12 protein-coding genes are annotated in these 19,920 nt (G+C 72.1%); all 12 read right to left on the reverse strand.

The annotated features are described in order from the left end of the window. Window positions 1–28 precede the first annotated feature (28 nt). Window positions 29–1,402: an NDP-hexose 2,3-dehydratase family protein gene (locus AC07FT_RS33070; protein WP_479179759.1), complete on the reverse strand. Its 1,374-nt coding sequence runs from the start codon at window positions 1,400–1,402 to the stop codon at window positions 29–31. Next, entirely contained in the window at window positions 1,390–2,376 is a 987-nt protein-coding gene (locus AC07FT_RS33075; RefSeq protein ID WP_479179760.1) for an aldo/keto reductase, read from the reverse strand. Before AC07FT_RS33075 ends, AC07FT_RS33070 begins: the two co-directional genes overlap by 13 nt. Further along, window positions 2,376–3,347 (reverse strand): NAD-dependent epimerase/dehydratase family protein, encoded by a 972-nt coding sequence (locus AC07FT_RS33080; RefSeq protein WP_479179761.1) that lies wholly within the window; start codon window positions 3,345–3,347, stop codon window positions 2,376–2,378. The genes AC07FT_RS33075 and AC07FT_RS33080 overlap by 1 nt, the downstream gene beginning before the upstream one ends. Before the next feature lie 103 nt (window positions 3,348–3,450). Further along, window positions 3,451–4,125, reverse strand: a complete 675-nt coding sequence (locus AC07FT_RS33085) for a response regulator (RefSeq protein WP_479179763.1) — start codon at window positions 4,123–4,125, stop codon at window positions 3,451–3,453. Continuing rightward, window positions 4,122–5,384: a sensor histidine kinase gene (locus AC07FT_RS33090; RefSeq protein WP_479179765.1), complete on the reverse strand. Its 1,263-nt coding sequence runs from the start codon at window positions 5,382–5,384 to the stop codon at window positions 4,122–4,124. Before AC07FT_RS33090 ends, AC07FT_RS33085 begins: the two co-directional genes overlap by 4 nt. 1 nt (window position 5,385) lies before the next feature. Continuing rightward, complete coding sequence (locus AC07FT_RS33095) at window positions 5,386–6,123, reverse strand: ABC transporter permease (RefSeq protein ID WP_432013088.1); 738 nt, start codon at window positions 6,121–6,123, stop codon at window positions 5,386–5,388. A gap of 20 nt (window positions 6,124–6,143) precedes the next feature. Beyond that, the gene (locus AC07FT_RS33100; protein WP_471199544.1) at window positions 6,144–7,055 is read right to left on the reverse strand and encodes an ABC transporter ATP-binding protein; all 912 of its coding nucleotides are present in this window, start codon (window positions 7,053–7,055) and stop codon (window positions 6,144–6,146) included. A 150-nt stretch (window positions 7,056–7,205) separates the two neighbouring features. Next, entirely contained in the window at window positions 7,206–7,802 is a 597-nt protein-coding gene (locus AC07FT_RS33105) for a dTDP-4-dehydrorhamnose 3,5-epimerase family protein (protein WP_479179766.1), read from the reverse strand. Continuing rightward, window positions 7,799–9,031 carry an activator-dependent family glycosyltransferase gene (locus AC07FT_RS33110; protein WP_479179768.1) on the reverse strand — a complete coding sequence of 411 codons (1,233 nt, stop codon included), beginning with the start codon at window positions 9,029–9,031 and terminating at the stop codon, window positions 7,799–7,801. The genes AC07FT_RS33105 and AC07FT_RS33110 overlap by 4 nt, the downstream gene beginning before the upstream one ends. Window positions 9,032–9,067: 36 nt before the next feature. Continuing rightward, complete coding sequence (locus tag AC07FT_RS33115; RefSeq protein WP_479179769.1) at window positions 9,068–9,853, reverse strand: thioesterase II family protein; 786 nt, start codon at window positions 9,851–9,853, stop codon at window positions 9,068–9,070. Window positions 9,854–9,935: 82 nt separating this feature from the next. After that, entirely contained in the window at window positions 9,936–16,244 is a 6,309-nt protein-coding gene (locus tag AC07FT_RS33120; RefSeq protein ID WP_479179770.1) for a type I polyketide synthase, read from the reverse strand. 52 nt (window positions 16,245–16,296) lie between these two features. After that, on the reverse strand, window positions 16,297–19,920 hold a 3,624-nt coding region (locus AC07FT_RS33125; RefSeq protein WP_479179772.1), incomplete at its 5' end, for a type I polyketide synthase.

Raw genomic sequence — 19,920 nt, forward strand, 5'->3', positions numbered from 1 at the left:
CTAGACCGGGCACCCCTGAAAAAGGCCCCTAATTCGCGAGGACGCTGTGCAGACAGGCCATGAGGGTGCGGGCCTCCACATTGAGGTAATGGCTGTGGCGTATCAGCTCCAGCAGTTGGTGGAGTGACATCCAGCGGAAGTCCGGATCGTCGGGCGGGACGACGTCCATGGCGGACTCCACCACCAGATAGCGGTTGAAGGCGTGGTAGAAACGCCCGCCCTCCTCGGAGAGCACGGTGTCGAACCGCACCCGCTCCGCCGGGGCTCCCGTCACCTCGTCCAGGAAGCGCGGCGTGGCCGCTCCGGGCAGTTGTGTGTAGTTGCGCGGGGTGCACTGCACGGTGGGGGCCAGCTCCACCACGTCCGTGTAGCCGGGTTCGGCACGGGCCTGCACCAGGACGTGCGGTACCCCGCCCGGACGGGCCAGCAGGAAGGCGGCCACCCCCGGGCCGTGCGGCTCGATCATGGGCTGGGTCCAGCCGCCCACCTCGCGGCCGCCGGCCCGGACGTCCACGGCCATGACGCTGAAGTAGCGGCCGCTCTCATGGGAGATCCGCCCCTCGGTGCGGTGCCAGCGGTCCGTCTCGCGCAGCGGGATCCGCTCGGTCAGCACCTCGCGGTCACTGCGCAGTCCGGTGATCCAGCTGAGGATGTCGGCGGTGCGGTGGACGCTCCCCCGCTCCCCGCACCCACCACCCCCGGGCATCGCCGGCAGACCGGCCAGGACGCTGCGGGCGTCCATGTTCACCAGATCCTCCTCGGCCAGCAGCTGGTGCAGCTGGCCGAGGGTCAGCCAGTGGAACCCGTCCCGCACCTCGACGTCCTCGTCGGCGGCGACCTCGACGAGCATGTTGCGGTTGCGCTTGCGGAAGAACCAGGTGCCCTGTTCCGACTGGCGGACATCGGCGAGCACCCGGTGCCGGTCCGGGCGCCGGAAGTACTCCACGTAGGGCACCGCCCGGCCGCGGTGCACCCGGGTGTAGTTGCTGCGGGTGGCCTGGACGGTGGGCGAGAGCTGGAGCCCGCCGTGGTTGCCCGGCTCCATCTTCGCCTGCATCAGGAAGTGCGGTACCCCGCCGAAGTCCTTGACGAGGATGCCGAGGATGCCGATCTCGGGCTGGTGGAGGATCGGCTGGGTCCACCGCTCCACCGGGGCGCCGGGCATCCGTACCCGCAGCCCCTCGACGCTGAAGAACCGGCCGGTCTCATGGACCAGGTTGTGGGTGTCCGCCGCGAAGCTCCAGCCGCGCAGCTCCGCGAACGGGATGACCTCGACCCGGGAGGTGTCGGCCGCGGCGCGTTCGCGGAACCAGTGCCGCACGTCGGACAGCCGGCCGGCCGGGCCGTCCACGGCGGCCACGGACCGGACCAGCCGCTCCGCGAGCGCGGTCACCACGCCCATGCCTCCGGTCCCGGGCCGCCGTTGCCGATCGGCGGGAACAGCGTGTCGAGTTCGGTGAGCACCTCGTCGGGGAGGGTGAGTTCCAGGGCCCGGAAGGCCCCTTCGAGCTGGTCCAGGCTGCGCGGCCCGATGACCGGCGCGGTGATCCCGGGGCGCTGCATCACCCAGGCGAGCCCCACCTGCGCGGGGTCGGTGCCCAGCTCGGCGCAGAGCTTCTCGTAGCCGGTGACGGCCGCGCGGTGCCGCTCCAGCGCCTCGGCGGCGCGGCCCTGGGCGGTCTTCATGGCCGTGCCCTCGGCCAGTTTGCGCAGCGCCCCGCCGAGGAGGCCGCCGTGCAGCGGGGACCAGGCCAGCACCCCGACGCCGTAAGCCTGGGCGGCGGGGATCAGCTCCAGTTCGATATGGCGGGTGACCAGGTTGTAGACGCTCTGTTCGGAGACGATGCCGAGGAAGTGGCGCCGGGCGGCGGCCTCCTGGGCCTCGGCGATGTGCCAGCCCGCGAAGTTGGAGGAGCCGACGTAGCGCACCTTGCCCTGCCGGGTCAGCGTCTCCATCGCCTGCCACACCTCCTCCCAGGGCGCGTTGCGGTCGATGTGGTGCATCTGGAACAGGTCGATCCAGTCGGTGCGCAGCCTGCGCAGCGAGTCCTCGCACGAGGCGATGATGTGGCGGGCGGACAGCCCCGAGTCATTGGGCCGGTCGCTCATCGGGTTGAAGACCTTGGTGCCCAGCACGGTCTTCTCACGGCGTCCGCCGCCCCGTGCGAACCAGCTGCCGAGGAACTCCTCGGTGTAGCCCTTGTGCTTCTGCCAGCCGTACTGGTTGGCGGTGTCCACGAAGTTGACCCCGCGCTCCAGGGCGGTGTCCAGGATGGCGTAGCTCTCCTCGTCGCTCGCCCGGACCCCGAGGTTCAGGGTGCCCAGACAGACCCGGCTCACCTGGAGGGCCGTGCGGCCGAGATGGGTGTACTGCATCAGTGTCCTTCGGTACGGGCCGCCGCGGCGGCCGGGCGACGCGTGGCGGAGGCCGCCCACAGGTCGTGGAGGGATTCCTTCAGGGGCACCTTCGGGGTCCAGCCCAGCAGGGTGCGCGCGAGGGAGATGTCGGCCTGGGTCCAGTGGCCGCCCTTGCTGTGCACCGGGGCGTCCTCCTCGCGCACCAGGCGCGGGGGCACCCGCGAGGCGGAGATCAGCAGTCCGGCCAGTTCGCGCATCCCGGTGGCGGCGCCCTGTCCGATGTTGATGACACGGCCGGTGACCGGCGCCGCGGCGGCGAGCACCACGGCGTCGGCGACATCGCGTACGTCGATGAAGTCCCGCTGGTCGTCGACGAGGGTGAGGGTGAGCGGGGTGTCCTCACCGGCCTCACCCGTCTCCTGCAGCCGGGCGGCCAGCCGGCCGAGGAAGCTGCCGTACGGAGTGCCGGGGCCGCAGACGTTGGTCACCCGGAGCACACAGCCGTCCACCCGCCCGGCGTCCGCGGAGCCCAGCACGATCCGGCTGCCGACCAGTTTGGTGCGGGCATAGGGGGTGAGCGGGGCGGTCGGGTGGTCCTCGGTGATGGCCGTGCCGTCGGGGACCGGGCCGTACTCGTGGACGGAACCCAGGTGCACCAGCCGCGGCCGCCGGGGAAGCGTGGCGACGGCGCTCACCAGCTGGTCGACCAACGGGATGTGCGAGGCCGTCATCCGCGCCTCGTCGCCCTCCCAGCTGTCGCCGGCGGCGTTGACGACGAGGTCGGCGGAGCCCACCGCGGCGGCGATGCCGGCGATCGGCGCGGCCACCGCGTCGAGTGCCAGGAATCCGACTCCGGGAATCGCTTCAGCGGGCTTTCTCGCCATTGCCAGGACGTCATAATCCTGTCGGGCCAGAGCCCGGCAGATATGCCGCCCGATGAATCCGGTACCGCCGACGACGACGGCCCGCTGATTGCGCGAAAGGGCCATATCGCCAACCGTATGGGCGCCGCTCCGCGGACAACACCCCTACCCTGGTCCACCCCTATCCGGTACCCCTACCCCGGGGCCGCGGAATGGCTTTCCTGCTTTCCTAGCCCAACAGATGGCGTTTATGGGCCTCGCTCACGGCCGCCGCCCGGTCCTTCACCCCGAGTTTCTCGTAGACATGGAGCAGATGTGTCTTGACGGTCGCCTGGCTGATGAACAGCGCGGCGGCGGCCTGGCGGTTGGTGGCGCCGTCGGCGATGAGTTTCAGCACGTCGAGTTCACGGTCGCTCAACGGGCCCTGGGTGGGCTTGCGCACCTGGCCCAGCACCCGTCCGGTGACGGCCGGGGACAGGACGGACTGGCCCGCGGCGGCGGACCGCACGGCGCGGGTCAGCTCCTCGCGCGGGGTGTCCTTGAGGAGGTAGCCGGTGGCTCCGGCGGCCAGCGCGCCCATGACGTCGCTGTCGGTGTCATAGGTGGTCAGCACCAGGATGCGGGCCTCCGGATCCTGGCCGAGCAGCCGCTTGATGGCCTCCACCCCGCCCATCCGGGGCATCCGCAGATCCATCAGCACCACATCGGCCGGGGCCGCGCGGTACAGCTCGACGGCCTCGGCACCGTCCCCCGCCTCCCCGGTGACGGTGAAGTCCGGGTCGCGCTCCAGCACACCGCGCAGCCCGTCGCGGACCACGGGGTGGTCGTCGACGATGAGGATGCGGATGGGGTCGGGGACGGGGTCGGCCGGGGCACTGGGCACGCTGTGACGGTTTCCGCTCATTCACCGGCTTCCAGGGGGATGACGGGGACGGCCGCGCTGATGGCGGTGCCCTCGCCGCGGGCGCTTTCGATGTCCAACGTACCGGCGACCCGGCGCAGCCGGCGGCGCATCGCGACCAGACCGAGGCCCTGGCCGCCGGAGCGGCCCGCCTCGGCGGCGGCCGAGGCGGGGTCGAAGCCGACACCGTCGTCGAGGACGTCGAGGACCACGAGGTCGTCCATATAGGACAGGGTGATGCCCACCTTCGACGCCTCGGCGTGTTTGGCGATGTTGGTGAGCGCCTCCTGCGCCACCCGGTACAAGGTGGCCTCCAGCTCGGCGTGCAGGGCCGCGGCGGTGCCGGTGGTCTCGAATCCCACGCTCAGATCGCGCTCGCGGGACCAGCCCTCGGCCAGCGTCTCCAGGGCGTCGGGCAGGGTCCGGGACTCCAGCTGTTCGGGGCGCAGCGCCTGCACCGAACGGCGCGCCTCGGCCAGGGACTCCCTCGCCAGCTCCTTGGCCGCGACCACATGGCGCCGCCACCGCTCGCGGTCGGCTTCGGCGTCCTCGGCGGCCTCCAGCTGACGGATGATCCCGGCCAGCCCCTGGGCGAGGGTGTCGTGGATCTCCCCCGCCATCCGCTGCCGTTCGTCGTGCACCCCGGCCTCTCGCGCCTGGGTGATCAGCTGGGCATGCAGTCCGGCGTTCTCGGCGAGCGCGGACCGCAGTTCGGCCACGGTGCGTTTGCGCCGCTGATGCTGCTGGTTCAGCCGGCTCGACAGGAGGTTGATCCAGCCGATCACCACGGTCTGGAAGGCGATCGTGGCGAGATAGCCGACGATCGCGGTGGTGGAGGGCTCGGGGAAGCCGTGGGGGACGGTGTTGACGACGAACGAGGTGGCCGCCACGCAGACGAACGCCCACACCGTGGGCAGCAGCACCAGGGCCTGGAGGAAGCCGGTGGCGGCGAACAGCATGAACACCGGGTCGCGGGCCATCAGCACGGCGGCGACGGCGAGCAGCCCGGCGAAGTACCCGGCCGTGCGCACCGTGCCGTACGCCTGGCGGCTGCGCCGTCCGGTCGGGAGGGTGTAGGTGCCCAGGATCCAGGCGGCGGCCACCGCGACCAGACCGAGCGTGGTCAGCCGGTGCCGGTCCGGCTGCCCGCCGTGGAGCAGGCTCAGCCCGGTGGACAGCAGCAGGAGGAGGTAGGGCAGCCCCCCGAACAGGATGTCGGAGTGCCGCTCCCACCGTCCGCCGTCGTCCTTGGCCGCGCTCACCTCACTCCCAGCGGAAGAGCTTGGCCGCCGCCACGGTGGCGGCCACGGCGATCACGCCGAGGACGGACAGGTGCAGGTTCTGCGGCCACTGGCCCTCCCAGGAGTCGCGCAGCGCCTGGAGGGCGGCGCCGAGCGGGGTGTAGTCACCGATGGTGGCGACCGTCCCGGGCAGGTCCTCCTTGGGAAGGAACGCCCCGCCGAAGAACAGGCTCGGGAAGAGCAGGGAGAGACCCATCGCGGTGGCCGACTTGCTGCTGGGCGCCACGGCGGCCACCACCAGGCCGACGGAGAACAGCGCCCAGGTGCCGAGGGCGAAGCTGATCAGGAACGCGGGGATGTCACCCGGCAGATCGGTGTCGAACGCGGCGGTGCCGACGGCGATGACCAGCACCGCGGAGACGGCCGCGGTGACCAGGTTGATGACCAGTTGGGCCACCAGCAGGTTGCCGGGGTGTACGGGACTGGCGGCCATGCGCCGCAGGATGCCCTTCTCCCGGTAGGTGGCCAGGGTGGTCGGCAGCAGGTTCAGGGCGAGCATGGTCAGACACAGCGACATGGCCATCGCGGGGACGAAGGCGGCCATGGACGCCTTGGTGGTGGCGTCGTCGTCCGATTTGGTGGTGACGAAGTGAAAGATCGTCAGCAGCATGATGGGGAGCGCGATCACGAAGAACACCGCGGTGGGATCGCGCAGGAACAGCTTGCTCTCGACGAAGGTGAGCTTGGTGCGCCCGGACATGGGAACGGATCTCCTCGGGTTCAGTGGGCGGCGGGCTGGGCGCCGGTCAGGGCGACGAAGGCGTCATCGAGACTGGCCTGTTCCAGGCGCAGTTCGTTCGCCACGATCTGGTTGCGGGCCAGGACGGAGATGACCGCGTAGACCACGTTGCCCTTGCCGGTCACCGTCACCTGGGAGCGGGACCGGCTGACGCTGTCCACCTCGGGCAGTGCGGTCAGCAGGGCGTCGTCGAGCGGCACCGAGGGCTTGAACCGGATGATCTGCTGCTCATTGACCCGGGAGACCAGTCCGGAGGGGGTGTCGAGGGCGACCACCCGGCCGGATTCGATGATGGCGATCCGGTCGCAGAGCCGCTCGGCCTCCTCCATGAAGTGGGTGACCAGCAGGACGGTGACGTCCTGGGCGCGGACCTTCTCGATCAGCTTCCAGGTCTCGCGGCGGGCGTGCGGGTCCAGCGCCGTGGTCAGCTCGTCGAAGACGGCGATCCTGGGGTTGCCGACGAGGGCGAGGGCGATCGACAGCCGCTGCTGCTGACCGCCGGAGAGCGAGCCGTAGGCGGCGTCGGCCTTGGCCGACAGCCCCCAGTCCTTGATGAGCTGACGCCAGTCGGCGGGATCTCGGTAGAAGGTGCTGTACAGCTCCAGCGCCTCCCACACCTTCATCTTGGGCGGCAGTTCGCTCTGCTGGAGCTGGATCCCGATGGACTCGCGGAGCTCCGCCACGTCCTTCAGCGGGTCCAGGCCCATCACGGAGATCCGTCCGCCGTCCCGCTTGCGCATGCCCTCGACACACTCCACGGCGGTGGTCTTGCCCGCGCCGTTGGGGCCGAGGATGCCGAAGATCTCGCCCTCCTCGACGGAGAAGGACACGTCCTGTACGGCGACGTGGTTGCGGTATTCCTTGCGCAGGTTCTCTACCTCGATCAGCGGCATCGGCCCGCGTCCTCCTCGCTCGGTTCGCTCGACCCTTCCACCGTAGGAAGCGGGTGCCCACTGCGGATCGGCCCATCGGCTGCCCACCGGGCTGATCCTCCCTCCACCGACCGGCTGATGCGGGGCATCAACCGATCGGTGGATACGGAATCAGCCACCCCGGTTGTGTACCGCCCGGCAGGCAGCGTAGGACGGCAGCAGTCCGGCGCGTTCGGCCTCGGCCAGCGTGGGGGCGTTCCGGTCGCGCGCGGAGACCAGGTGCTCCATATCGTCGGGCCAGGGCAGGCCGAGCGCCGGGTCGAAGGGGTTGATCTCGTGCTCGGCGGCCGGGTCGTACTCCTCGGAGTTCAGATAGGCGGCCACCGTGGTGTCCTCGAGCGCGACGAACGCGTGGCCGAGCCCCTCCTCCAGGTAGACCGCCCGGCAGGACACCGGGTCCAGCCGCACGCTGTCCCAGCGGCCGAAGGTGGGTGACCCGGTGCGCAGGTCCACCACCACATCGAGCAGCGCACCCCCGGTGCAGGTGACCACCTTGGCCTGACCGGGCGGTACGTCCGCGTAGTGGATCCCGCGGACGGCGCCGCGCCGCGAGACGCTGTGGTGGTTCTGGCCCAGCCGCAGCGGGTGGCCGATGGCCGCGGTGAACGCGGAGCCCACGTAGTGCGCGACGAACGTGCCGCGGTCGTCGCGGTGGACATCCGGGGTGATCTCCCAGGCGCCGGGCACCGCCAGCTCACGGACCTTCACCGGCGGCGCTCCGCGGTGAGCCGCTCCAGCACCGGAACCAGGTCGTGCGGGGTAGGTTCGGCCAGGTTCTCCTCGCGCAGCCGTTCAGCGGCCTTGCTGAAGGAGTCCTCCGCCACCAGCCGGGTCACGCTCTCCCGCAGCCGCTCGGCGGTCAGTTCGGAGGCGTGCACGGCCAGCCCGGCCCCGGCCTCCTCCAGGCTGGTGGCCTTGTTCCACCAGTCGGCGTACCGGATGGTGGGGATGAACTGCGGTACGGCGTTGGCCAGTGCGGTGCCCCACGAGCCGAAGCCACCGTGGTGGATGAGGACCGAGGCGCCGGGCAGCAGGGCGTGCAGCGGTACGAAGTCCACCAGGCGGGTGTTGTCCGGGACGCTCTCCAGGGCCTCGACCTCCTCCGGCGGCACCGCGGCCACCACGTCGACGTCCATCTCCCCCAGGGTGCGGATCATGTCGGCGAGCGGCATGAAGGTGCCGCCCAGCGCGGCGCGGGCGGACACCCCCGAGGTGAGGACGACGCGGGGGCGGGCCGGGGGCTCGCTCACCCAGGAGGGGATCTCCGAGGGCCCGTTGTAGGGCAGATAGCGCACCGGCACGCGGTCGACGCTCAGCGGGAGCTGGAGGCTGCCCGGGATCTGGTCGATGGTCCACTGACCGACCACGTCCTCCTCGTCGAAGGTGTGGCCGTAGCGGGCGAGGATGCCACCGAGCCAGTCGGCGAGCGGGTCCTCACGGCGCTCCTCGGGCTGTTCCGCGAGCCGTTCGAGGAACACCTGGCGCATCGCGGAGTAGATGTCGATGCACCACAGCAGCCGCGCGTGGGCGGCGCCGGACACCTTGGCCGCCACCGGTCCCGCGTAGGTGACCGGGTCCCAGATGACCAGGTCCGGCTTCCAGTCCTGGGCGTACGCCACCAGTTCATGGACCATGCAGTCGTTGTAGGTCTGGTAGGCGAACATCACGCTGACCTTGAACTTCATCAGCACCTGTTCCCAGGAGTGCTGTGCCGGGTCCGGATCGGACCAGTCGGACAGCGGGTTCTCCAGGGAGTCCCGGTTCTGGGTCAGCATCTCGTGCAGATTGTGGTCCTTGCCGACGGAGACCGCGGGCAGGCCGGTGCTCTTGATCGCCTCGGTGAGGGCGGGGTTGCTGGCGACCCGCACCTCATGGCCCGCGGCCGCCAGGGACCAGGCGAGCGGCACCATGGTGTACAGGTGCGACTTCTCGGACACCGTCGCAAAAAGGATACGCATCGTCGGTTTTCTCTCTCAGTCGGTAAGTTGACCGCCGCGGGCGGTGTACGTCCGCAGGGTGTCCGCGATGACCCCGGCCACCGCCGCTTTCTGCTCCCCGAGGTAGAAGTGGCCACCGGGGAAGACCTCGAGCCGGAAGGAGCCGGAGGTGTGCTCCTGCCAGCTCGCCACCTCCTCCACCGCGACCCGGTTGTCGCTGTCGCCGATCAGCCCGACGATGTCGCAGGCCAGCCGGGGGCCGGGCCGGTACTCATAGGTCTCGGCCGCCTTGTAGTCGCTGCGGATGGACGGCAGGGCCAGTTGCAGCAGTTCGGCGTCGCCGAGGATCCGGGCGTCGGTGCCGCTGACGAGCTGGAGCTCGGAGATGATTCCGGCGTCGTCGAGCCGGTGGATGTCCCGGCTGCGGTGGCGTGAGGGAGCGGGACGGCCCGAGGCGAACAGCGCCACGGGCACCGTGTCCAGCTCCGCTTCCAGCAGCCGGGCCAGTTCGAACCCCACGCTCGCGCCCATGCTGTGGCCGAACAGGGCCAACGGCCGTTCGGCGGCGAGCGGTCGAAGCGCCGTGAAGACCTCGCGCGCCATCTCGTGGACGCTCTCGATATGCGGGTCGTGCCGCCGGTCCTGCCGCCCGGGGTACTGGACGGCCAGGGCCTCCACGCCCGGCGGCAGGAGCTCCGAGAGCGGGAACCAGAAGCTGGCGGCCCCTCCGGCATGCGGCAGGCAGACCAGGCTGACCTCGGCATCCGGACCGGGGTGGAACCGGCGGAACCACAGGCTCTCATCGGTAACGGGCAACGCCATGGTGGTCGGTGTTCCTTTCGCGAGGCGTAGCGGTGCGTACGGAGCGGGGCACGGCGGTGCGTACGGAGGTGGCGCGGGGAGGTCAGCGCGTGCCGCGCGGAAGGCGCTCCAGCCAGTCCTCGATGGCCTGGGCCGTGGGCGTGGAGTGGTCCTCCATCATGGTGAAGTGGTTGCCCCGCACATCGACGATGTCGTGCGGCAGCTCCCAGAAGGACCGCCAGTCGGGCAGCTCCTCCAGCTTCAGGGATCCGGTGGACAGCGGCTCCAGCGCGCGGACCAGCAGGGTGGGGGTGCGGATCGGCTCCGGCTCCCAGGTGCCGAAGAGGTTGAGGTACCAGCCCATCGCGGAGAGCCGGTCGTCGTCCATGGTGACGAACACGCCCTCGCGCTCGGTCATCCCGTCCATCAGGGACAGTCCGAACTGGTTGAGGATGCTGCTCTTGGGCACATAGGTGTCCACCAGGACCACGGCGTCGGGCTGGAGGCCCATCCGCTCCAGGTGTCCGGCCGCAGCCTGGGCGAACCAGCCGCCCGCCGAGGATCCGAGCAGCACGATCGGCGCCCCGTCGGCGGCTTCGGCCACCGCCTCGGCCTGGGCCGCCACCACCGCGTCCGCGGTCTCCGGCAGCGATTCGCCCCGGCCGAAGCCCGGCAGCGCGAGCGCCGACACATTGCGGCGGCCGCGCAGTGAGGCGGCGAACCGGGCGTACTGGTGGATGCCCGCCACCGCCAGGCAGGAGGAGAAGCAGAACATATGCGCCTCGGCCGGGCCCTTGCTGAGCCGCACCGTCGCCGGCAGCCGGTCCAGTTCGGCGGTGGAGCCGAACCGCGGCCTCAGTGCCGCGGTGGCGTGCAGCAGATCGAAGATCTCTTTCCATTTGCCCGTCTCGAACGCCTGGGTGTACAGCGCGGAGAGGGTGGTCGAGTCGCCGGACGCGGCGGCCGCGGACCGTGCCGGTGCCGCCCCGCCGTCCGCGGGTGCCGACTGCCGGGCGGCGTCCAGATCGGTGCGCAGCCGGACGGCCAGATCGGTCGGGGTCTCATGGTCGAAGACCAGCGTGGCGGGGAGCCGCAGCCCGGTGGCCGCGTTGAGCCGGTTGCGCAGTTCCACCGCGGTGAGGGAGTCGAATCCGGAGTCCACGAACTCATGGCCGGGGCCGACCGCGGAGGGGTCCGGATGGCCGAGCACGGTGGCCACCTGGGCACACACCAACTCCACCAGGAGCGTGTGCTGTTCGTCCTCGGCCAGTCCGGCCAGCCGGTCCGTCAGCGCCGCCCCGCCGCCGGACGTGCCACCGCGGGTGGCCGCGCCCGCCCGCCGGGCGGGTGTCCGGACCAGTCCGCGCAGCAGCAGCGGCACCGATCCCGATCCGGCGCCCGCGCGCAGCGCGGCGAGGTCGATACGCATCGGCACCAGCAGCGGGGTGTCCAGGGCCAGGGCGGTGTCGAGCAGTTCCATGCCCTGTGCGGAGGAGAGCGGGGCCACACCCGAGCGGGTGGTCTGCGCGGTGTCCACGGTCCCGGTCATCGTGCTGGTCTGCGCCCACAGTCCCCAGGCCAGGGAGTGGGCGGGCAGCCCCTTCGCCCTGCGGTGCTGGGCGAAGGCGTCCAGGAAACCGTTGGCGGCCGCGTAGTTGCCCTGCCCCGCGCCGCCGAGCACACCGGCCGCCGAGGAGAAGAGGACGAACGCCGCCAGGTCCAGGCCGGAGGTGGCCTCGTGCAGGTGGAGCACGGCGTCCACCTTGGGCCTCAGCACCCGGTCCACCCGCTCCGGGGTGAGCGAGGAGACCACACCGTCGTCCAGCACCCCGGCGGTGTGGAACACCCCGGTCAGCGGATGGTCGGCGGGTACCCGGGCCAGCAGCTCCGCCAGGGCGTCCCGGTCGGTGGTGTCGCAGGCGGCGACCGTCACCGTGGCGCCCAGCGCGGTCAGTTCCTCGCGGAGTGCGCCGGCCCCCTCGGCGGCGGGCCCGCGGCGGCTGGTCAGCAGCAGATGGCGGACACCATGGCCGGTCACCAGATGGCGGGCGAGCAGACCGCCGAGGGTCCCGGTGGCGCCGGTGATCAGGACCGTGCCCTCGGGGTCCAGTTCCCGGGCCGCGCCGGCGCCGCCCCGCTCACGGGCGAGGCGCGGGGTGTGCGGCTGTCCGCCGCGCAGCGCGAGCTGCGGTTCCCCGGAGGCCAGTACGGCGGGGAGGGCACGTACGGAGTCCTCGTGCTCGTCGAGGTCGACCAGGGTGAACCGGTCGGGGTTCTCCGACTGCGCGGAGCGCACCAGTCCCCAGACGGCGGCGTGCGCCAGATCCGGCACATCGGCACCGGGCTCGACCGCCACCGCGCCCCGGGTGACGAACACCAGCCGGGAGTCGGCGAACCGCTCGTCGGCCAGCCACCGCTGCGCCAGGTCCAGCGCGCCGTGTACGGAGGTCCGCACCGCACCGGCCGGTTCCGCGGTCTCCTGGGCACAGGAGATCAGCACGGCGGCGGGTGCGGCGGTACCTGCGTCGACCGCCGAGCCCAGCGACTCCAGGTCCGCATACGACTCCAGGTGGACCCCGGCCGCGAAGAGGTCCTCGGTCACCTTGAGCCCGTCGTCGCCGATGAGCGCGGCGCGGCTGAGCGGCGTGGCGGGCGCGTCGGTGGCGAGGGCGGGCCAGTCGAGCCGGAACAGCGCCTCGCTGGCGGCCGCGCGGGCACCGCTGAGCTGGTCGCCGGTCATCTTCCGCAGCAGCAGGCCGTCGACGGTGGCCACCGGGCGGCCCTCGGGGTCCGCCACCGTGAGCGCCACGGTGTCCGCTCCGGCCGGGGAGATCCGCACCCGGACCTCATCGGCCCCGGTGGCGTGCAGCGACACCCCGGTCCAGGAGAACGGCAGCCGGCCCTGCGCGGTGTCCGGGTCCTCACCGTCGAACAGCGTGCCGAGGGCGATGCCGTGCAACGAGGCGTCGAGCAGGGCGGGATGGAGACCGAACCCGGCGGCCGACTGCCGCTGCTCGTGGCCGAGCCGCACCTCGGCGAACACCTCGTCACCGCGCAGCCAGGCGGCGCGCAGCCCCTGGAAGGCGGGGCCGTAGCCGAAGCCGTTGGCGGCGAACCGCTCGTACATATCGCTGACGTCGAGTTCAGTGGCGTCCGCCGGGGGCCATGCCGTGAGCTCCTCCGGTGCCGCCGGTGCACCCGTGGTGACGGTGCCGGTGGCGTGCGGGGTCCACGGTTCGCCGAACCCGGCGCCGTCCGGGCGGGAGTGAACGTTCAGCGGACGCCGCCCGTCGTCGTCCGGTTCGCCCACGGTGACCCGGAGGGCGAGCGCGCCCCGCGCGGGCAGGATCAGCGGCGCCTGGAGGGTGAGTTCCTCGACGTGGTCGCAGCCGACCTGGTCACCGGCCTGGACGGCCAGTTCGAGGAAGGCGGTGCCGGGGAAGAGGACCGTACCGGAGACGGCGTGATCGGCCAGCCACGGCTGGGCGGCCAGCGACAGCCTCCCCGTGAGCACCAGGGCGTCGGAGCCGGCGAGTTCCACGGCGGCGCCCAGCAGGGGGTGGCTGGTGTCGCCCAGCCCCGCGGCGGCCATGTCGCCCGCGGCGGCGGGCGCGTCCAGCCAGTAGCGCTGCCGCTGGAAGGCGTAGGTGGGCAGATCGACACGGTGCGCGCCACGGCCTTCGAAGACCCGCTCCCAGTCGACGTGGCCGCCGTGGGCGTGCAGCAGTCCGGCTCCGGAGAGCGCCGCCCCGGCCTCGGGGCGGTCCTTGCGCAGCAGCGGGACGAACGCGGCGGCCCCGGCATCGGACACGCACTCCTGGGCCATGGTGGTCAGCACCCCGCCGGGGCCGATCTCCACGTAGCGGGTCACGCCCTGGGCCTCCAGGGACCGGATGCCGTCCTCGAACCGCACCGGCTGCCGCACATGGCGCACCCAGTACTCGGGGGTGCACAGCTCCTCGCCCGCCGGTTTCCCGGTCACGTTGGAGATCACCGCGATCCGGGGCGGTGCATAGGTGATCGACGCGGCCACCTCGCCGAACGCGGCGAGCACGGGGTCCATCAGCGGGGAGTGGGAGGCGACGGAGATCCGCAGCCGCTTGCTCCTGGCGCCGACGGCGGCGGCGACCTCCAGGACGGCCGCCTCCTCCCCGGAGATCACGGTGGCGGCGGGACCGTTGACCGCGCCCAGGGCCACCCGGCCCTCGTAGCCCTCCAGATGGGGCAGCACCGCGGCCTCGTCGGTCTGGAGGGAGACCATCGCGCCACCGGCGGGCAGCGCGTCCATCAGCCGGCCGCGGGCCGCGACCAGCGCACAGGCGTCGTCGAGTGAGAACACACCCGCCACATGGGCCGCGGCCAGTTCGCCGACCGAGTGGCCGACCAGGACGTCCGGGGTGATGCCCCAGGACTCGGCGAGCCGGTACAGGGCCACCTCGACGGCGAACAGTCCGGTCTGGGTGTACACCGTCCGGTCCAGCGCCGCGGTGTCCTCACCGAACACCACATCGCGCACGGACCGGTCGACGTGTCCCGTCAGATGGCGGTCGAGCGCGGCGCAGACGGTGTCGAAGGCGGTGGCGAACACTGGGAAGGCGGTGTGCAGTTCACGCCCCATACCGAGCCGCTGTGCGCCCTGTCCGGTGAACAGGAACGCCGTCGCGCCCGCACCGGCCACCGTCCCCGGGTCCACACCGTCGGCCAGCCGCTCCAGCCCTCGCAGCAGCTCCTCGCGGCTGTCGCCGGTGACGACGGCGCGGTGGGGGAAGGCGGAGCGGGTGACGGCCAGCGAATAGCCGATGTCCACCGGGGACGCCCCGGGAGAGCGCTCCAGATACGCGCACAGCCGTCCGGCCTGTTGGCGCAGCGCCTCCTCGGACCGCCCGGACACCGGCCACGGGACGGTGTCGCAGACGACGGCGGCGGGCCGCTCCGCCGTCTCCTCCGCCGGAGCGGTGTCCTGCGCCGTGGTGTCCTGCGATGTCATATCCCCGGGGGTGGTGTCCGGGTCGGCGGACTCCTCCGGGGGCGCCTGCTCGAGGATCACATGGGCGTTGGTGCCGCTGAACCCGAAGGCGGACACCGCGGCGCGGCGCGGCCGTCCGTCCTCCGTCCGGGGCCACTCCCGGGCCTCGGACAGCAGCTCCACCGCACCCGAGGACCAGTCCACGTTGGGTGTGGGCTCGTCCGCGTGCAGGGTCCTGGGCAGCACACCGTGGCGCAGTGCCATCACCGTCTTGATGACCCCGCCCACCCCGGCCGCGGCCTGGGTGTGCCCGATGTTGGACTTCAGCGAGCCCAGCCACAGCGGACGGCCCTCGGGCCGCTCCCTGCCGTAGGTGGCCAGCAGCGCGCCCGCCTCGATCGGGTCGCCCAGCGCGGTGCCGGTGCCATGGGCCTCCACCGCGTCCACGTCGGCGGCGGTGAGCCCGGCGTCGGTGAGCGCCTGACGGATGACCCGCTGCTGGGAGGGGCCGTTGGGCGCGGTGAGCCCGCTGCTCGCACCGTCCTGGTTGACGGCGCTGCCGCGCAGGACCGCGAGCACCGGATGGCCGTTGCGCCGCGCGTCCGACAGCCGCTCCACCAGCAGCATGCCCACGCCCTCGCCCCAGCCGGTGCCGTCGGCGTCCGCCGAGAACGCCTTGCAGCGGCCGTCGGACGCGAGGCCGCGCTGACGGCTGAAGTCCACGAACGCCACCGGGGTGGACATCACCATCGACCCGCCGACCAGGGCGAGTCCGCACTCCTCCTTGCGCAGCGCCCGTGCCGCCAGGTGCACGGCCACCAGCGAGGAGGAACAGGCCGTGTCGATGGTGACGGCCGGTCCCTCCAGACCGAAGGTGTAGGCGATGCGCCCGGAGGCGATGCTGCCCGAACCGCCGCTGCCGACATAGCCCTCGACATCGTCGGCCACCTGCCGGAGCCGGGTGCCGTAGTCCTGGTACATCACCCCGGCGAACACCCCGGTGCGGGTGGCCCGCAGGGTGGCGGGGTCGATCCCGGCGCGTTCCACGGCCTCCCACGCGGTCTCCAGCAGCAGCCGCTGCTGGGGGTCCATGGCCAGCGCCTCGCGCGGCGAGATGCCGAAGAACGCGGGGTCGAACCGGTCGGCGCCGTCGAGGAAGCCGCCTTCACGGGCGTAGCTGGTACCCGGCCGGTCCGGGTCCGGGTCGTAGAGCGCGTCCAGGTCCCAGCCGCGGTCGGCGGGGAAGGCGGACACCGCGTCCCGGCCGTCCGCCACCAGGTCCCACAGCTCCTCGGGCGACGCCACCCCACCGGGGTAGCGGCACGCCATCCCGATGATGGCGATCGGCTCCCGCTCCCGGTCCTCGAGCTCCTGAACCCGCCGGCGCGTACGGTGCAGATCCGTGGTCACGCGCTTGAGGTAGTCGCGGAGCTTTGCCTCGCTCACCGTGTACCGCCCATCTCGTTGAATTCCGTTCGTGTGAGCACCATGAGCACCATCAGGACAGGCCGAGTTCGTTCTCGATGAAGTCGAAGATCTCATCGTCCGAGGCGGCGTCGATGCGGGTGGAGACCACGTCGTCCGCGCTCTCCGCGTGCTGAGCTTCCTCCTGGATCCGGCCCAGCCGGTCCAGCAGGTCCTGCAACCGGGAGGAGAGGGCCGCACGCGTCCCGTCGTCCGCCGCGATCCGGGCCAGACCCCTCTCCAGGGTGTCGAGTTCGGGGAAGGCGGCGCCGGTGGCGGTGAACGCCTCCGGCGCGATCTCGGCCTCCAGGAACTCGGCGATCGCCTTCGAGGTCGGGTAGTCGAAGAGCAGGGTCACCGGCAGCCGCCGTCCGGTGGCCTTGCCCAGCTGGTTGCGGAGTTCGACGGCGGTGAGCGAGTCGAAGCCCAGGTCCAGCAGACCGCGCTCCGCCTCGACAGCGGTCGCGCCGTCGTAGCCGAGCACACCGGCCACGGTCGTACGGACCAGGTCCAGCAGGAAACGGGCGCGCTCGGCCTCCGGCAGACCGGACAGGTGGCGCTTGAGCCCCTCCGGCCCGTCGGGCCCGGCCCCGGCCCCGGTGGCCGCGGCGGCCCGCCGGACCGGCGGCCGCGCGGGAGTCCGCACCAGCCCGCGCAACAGCGCCGGTACCGCACCGGAACGCGCCGTGAGCGCGCCGGTGTCCAGCCGCATCGGCAGCACGACCGCGCTGTCCACGGCCCGCGCGGCGTCGAAGAGCCGCGCCCCCTCCGCCGAGGAGAACGGCACGATGCCGCCACGTGCCAGCCGTGTCAGATCGGCGTCGGCCAGTTTGCCGGTCATCTCGCTGCGCTGCTCCCACAGCCCCCACGCATGCGACTGGACGGGGTGGCCCTGGGCCCGGCAGTGCTGGGCGAAGGCGTCCAGGAAGGCGTTGGCCGCCGCGTAGTTGCCCTGTCCCATCCCGCCGAAGGTGCCCGCGATGGAGGAGAACAGCACCAGCGCCGAGAGGTTCAGCTCACGCGTCAGCTCGTACAGGTGCACGGCGGCGTCGACCTTCGGCCGCAGCACCCGGTCCACCCGGTCGGGGGTGAGCGAGGAGACCACACCGTCGTCCAGCACCCCGGCCGTGTGCACGACCGCCGTCAGCGGACGCCCGTCCGGGATGGTGGCCAGCAGCTCCGCCAGCGCGGCGCGGTCGGACACATCGCATGCGGCGAGAGTGACCTTCTCCGCACCCAACCCGTGCAGTTCGGCGACGAGTTCTGCCGCACCGTCCGCCTCCGGCCCACGACGTCCGGCGAGCAGCAGATGGCGGACACCGCCTTCGGCGACCAGATGACGGGCGATGACCCCGCCGATGGTGCCGGTGGCGCCGGTGATGAGCACCGTTCCCCGCGGATCCCACGCGGGCGCCGTGGCGTCGGTGTCCGTCGCCGTGGCGAGGGCCGCGTCCGCCGTGGGGGCCAGCCGGGCCACGCTGACGGCACCCTCGCGGATCGCCGACTGCGGCTCGTCCAGGGCCAGGGCGGCGGTCAGGGCGGAGACGGAGCGCTCGTCCTCATCGAGGTCCACCAGGACGAACCGGTCGGGGTTCTCCGACTGCGCGGAGCGCACCAGACCCCAGACTGCGGCGTGCGCCAGATCCGGCACATCGGCACCGGGCTCGACCGCCACCGCGCCACGGGTGACGAACACCAGCCGGGAATCGGCGAACCGCTCCTCGGTCAGCCACGCCCGCACCAGTTCCAGCGCCCGGTGGCACGCCGCCCGTACCGAGTCGGCCACTCCCCCGGGCTCCGGCACACACGGCACCAGCACGGTGGCGGGCATCCCGGCGGCCTCGGCGGGCAGCGCCGACAGGTCCCGGTAGCCGCGCAGATCGAGCCCGACCAGCTTGAAGTCGTCGTCACCGAGCAGCGCCCAGTTCTCCGTGACGTGCGGTGCGCGTTCCGCGGGCGGCTCGGCCGCCGGCGCCCAGTCCAGCCGGTAGAGCGCCTCACCGAGTCCGCCGGGGCCCGTGTCACCGAGCCGTTCGGGACGCTTGCGCAGGACCAGGGAGTCGACGGTGGCCACCGGGCGGCCGATGGCGTCGGCCACGGTCAGCGCGACCGTGTCGGTGCCGTTCGGCGTCAGCCTCACCCGCACCTCGCCCGCTCCGGCGGCGTGCAGCGACACCCCGGTCCAGGAGAACGGCAGCCGGCCTTCGCCCGCCTTCAGCATCGGACCGAGCGCGATGGTGTGCAGCGCGGCGTCCAGCAGTGCGGGGTGCAGTCCGTACGCGGTCGCGTCGGACTGTCGCTCCTGGGGGAGACGCACCTCGGCGAACACCTCGTCCCCGCGCAGCCAGGCCGACCGCAGCCCCTGGAACGACGGGCCGTAGCCGAAGCCGTTCTCCGCGAACCGGTCGTACAGGTCCGTGACGTCGATCGGTTCGGCACCCTGGGGCGGCCATACGCCACCGAGGTCGTACGAGCCCTCGGGCGCACCGGTGGTCAGCGCCCCGCTGGCGTGCTGGGTCCACGGCAGTTCCGCGCCGGTGTCCCCGCCCGTACCCGCGTCCTGCGGACGGGAGTAGACGGTCAGCGCGCGGGTACCGCTCTCGTCCGGCGGATCCACCACCAGCTGGAGGGTGACGGCGCCCCGTTCGGGGAGGACCAGCGGCGCCTGGAGGGTGAGTTCCTCGACCTGGTCGCAGCCGACCTGGTCACCGGCCTGGACGGCCAGTTCGAGGAAGGCGGTACCGGGGAAGAGGACCGAACCGGAGACCGCGTGGTCGGCCAGCCACGGCTGGCTGCGCACGGACAGGCTCGAGGTCAGCACCAGGCCGTCGGAACCGGCCAGTTCCACGGCCGCGCCCAGCAGGGGGTGCTCCGCCGCGCCCAGCCCGGCCGCGGTCATGTCACCCATGGTGGCGGGCGCGTCCAGCCAGTAGCGCTGGCGTTGGAAGGCGTAGGTGGGCAGATCGACCCGGCGGGCGCCACGGCCTTCGAATACCCGCTCCCAGTCCACCACCCCACCATGGGCGTGCAACTGACCGATGGCGGTGTGCAGAGCCTCCACCTCGCCCCGGTCCTTGCGCAGCAGCGGGATGAACGCGGCGTCGGTGTCATCGTCGTCGGTGACACATTCCTGGCTCATGGCGGTGAGCACTCCGGCCGGGCCCAGTTCGACGAAGCGCCGCACACCGTGGGCACGGAGGGTACCGATACCGTCGGCGAAGCGGACCGCCTGCCGCACATGACGCACCCAGTACCCGGGCGAGCACACCTCACCGTCCGCCACCGCGCCCGTCACGTTCGACACGATCGGAACAGCGGGCGCGGTGAAGGTGACACCCTGCGCCACCTCGGTGAACTCGGCCAGCATCGGCTCCATCAACGGCGAATGGAAAGCATGGGACACCCGCAGCCGCCTGCTCTTGCACCCCACCGCCTCCGCGATCTCCAGCACAGTGGCCTCATCACCCGAGATCACCGTGGCCGCAGGACCATTCACCGCGGCGATACTCACCCGGTCCTCGAAACCCGCCAGATACGAAAGCACCTCAGCCTCAGGAGCCTGGAGAGAGACCATCGCGCCACCCTCCGGCAACGCCTGCATCAACCGGCCCCGAGCCGCCACCAACGCACACGCATCCTCCAGCGAGAACACACCCGC

Source organism: Streptomyces sp. NPDC045899 (assembly GCF_056431485.1).

Excerpts from the sequence above, each read along its gene's own strand:
- AC07FT_RS33070 (WP_479179759.1), bottom strand. The coding sequence starts at position 1,402 with ATGGGCGTGGTGACCGCGCTCGCGGAGCGGCTGGTCCGGTCCGTGGCC.
- AC07FT_RS33075 (WP_479179760.1), bottom strand. The coding sequence starts at position 2,376 with ATGCAGTACACCCATCTCGGCCGCACGGCCCTCCAGGTGAGCCGGGTC.
- AC07FT_RS33080 (WP_479179761.1), bottom strand. The coding sequence starts at position 3,347 with ATGGCCCTTTCGCGCAATCAGCGGGCCGTCGTCGTCGGCGGTACCGGA.
- AC07FT_RS33085 (WP_479179763.1), bottom strand. The coding sequence starts at position 4,125 with ATGAGCGGAAACCGTCACAGCGTGCCCAGTGCCCCGGCCGACCCCGTC.
- AC07FT_RS33095 (WP_432013088.1), bottom strand. The coding sequence starts at position 6,123 with ATGTCCGGGCGCACCAAGCTCACCTTCGTCGAGAGCAAGCTGTTCCTG.
- AC07FT_RS33100 (WP_471199544.1), bottom strand. The coding sequence starts at position 7,055 with ATGCCGCTGATCGAGGTAGAGAACCTGCGCAAGGAATACCGCAACCAC.
- AC07FT_RS33115 (WP_479179769.1), bottom strand. The coding sequence starts at position 9,853 with ATGGCGTTGCCCGTTACCGATGAGAGCCTGTGGTTCCGCCGGTTCCAC.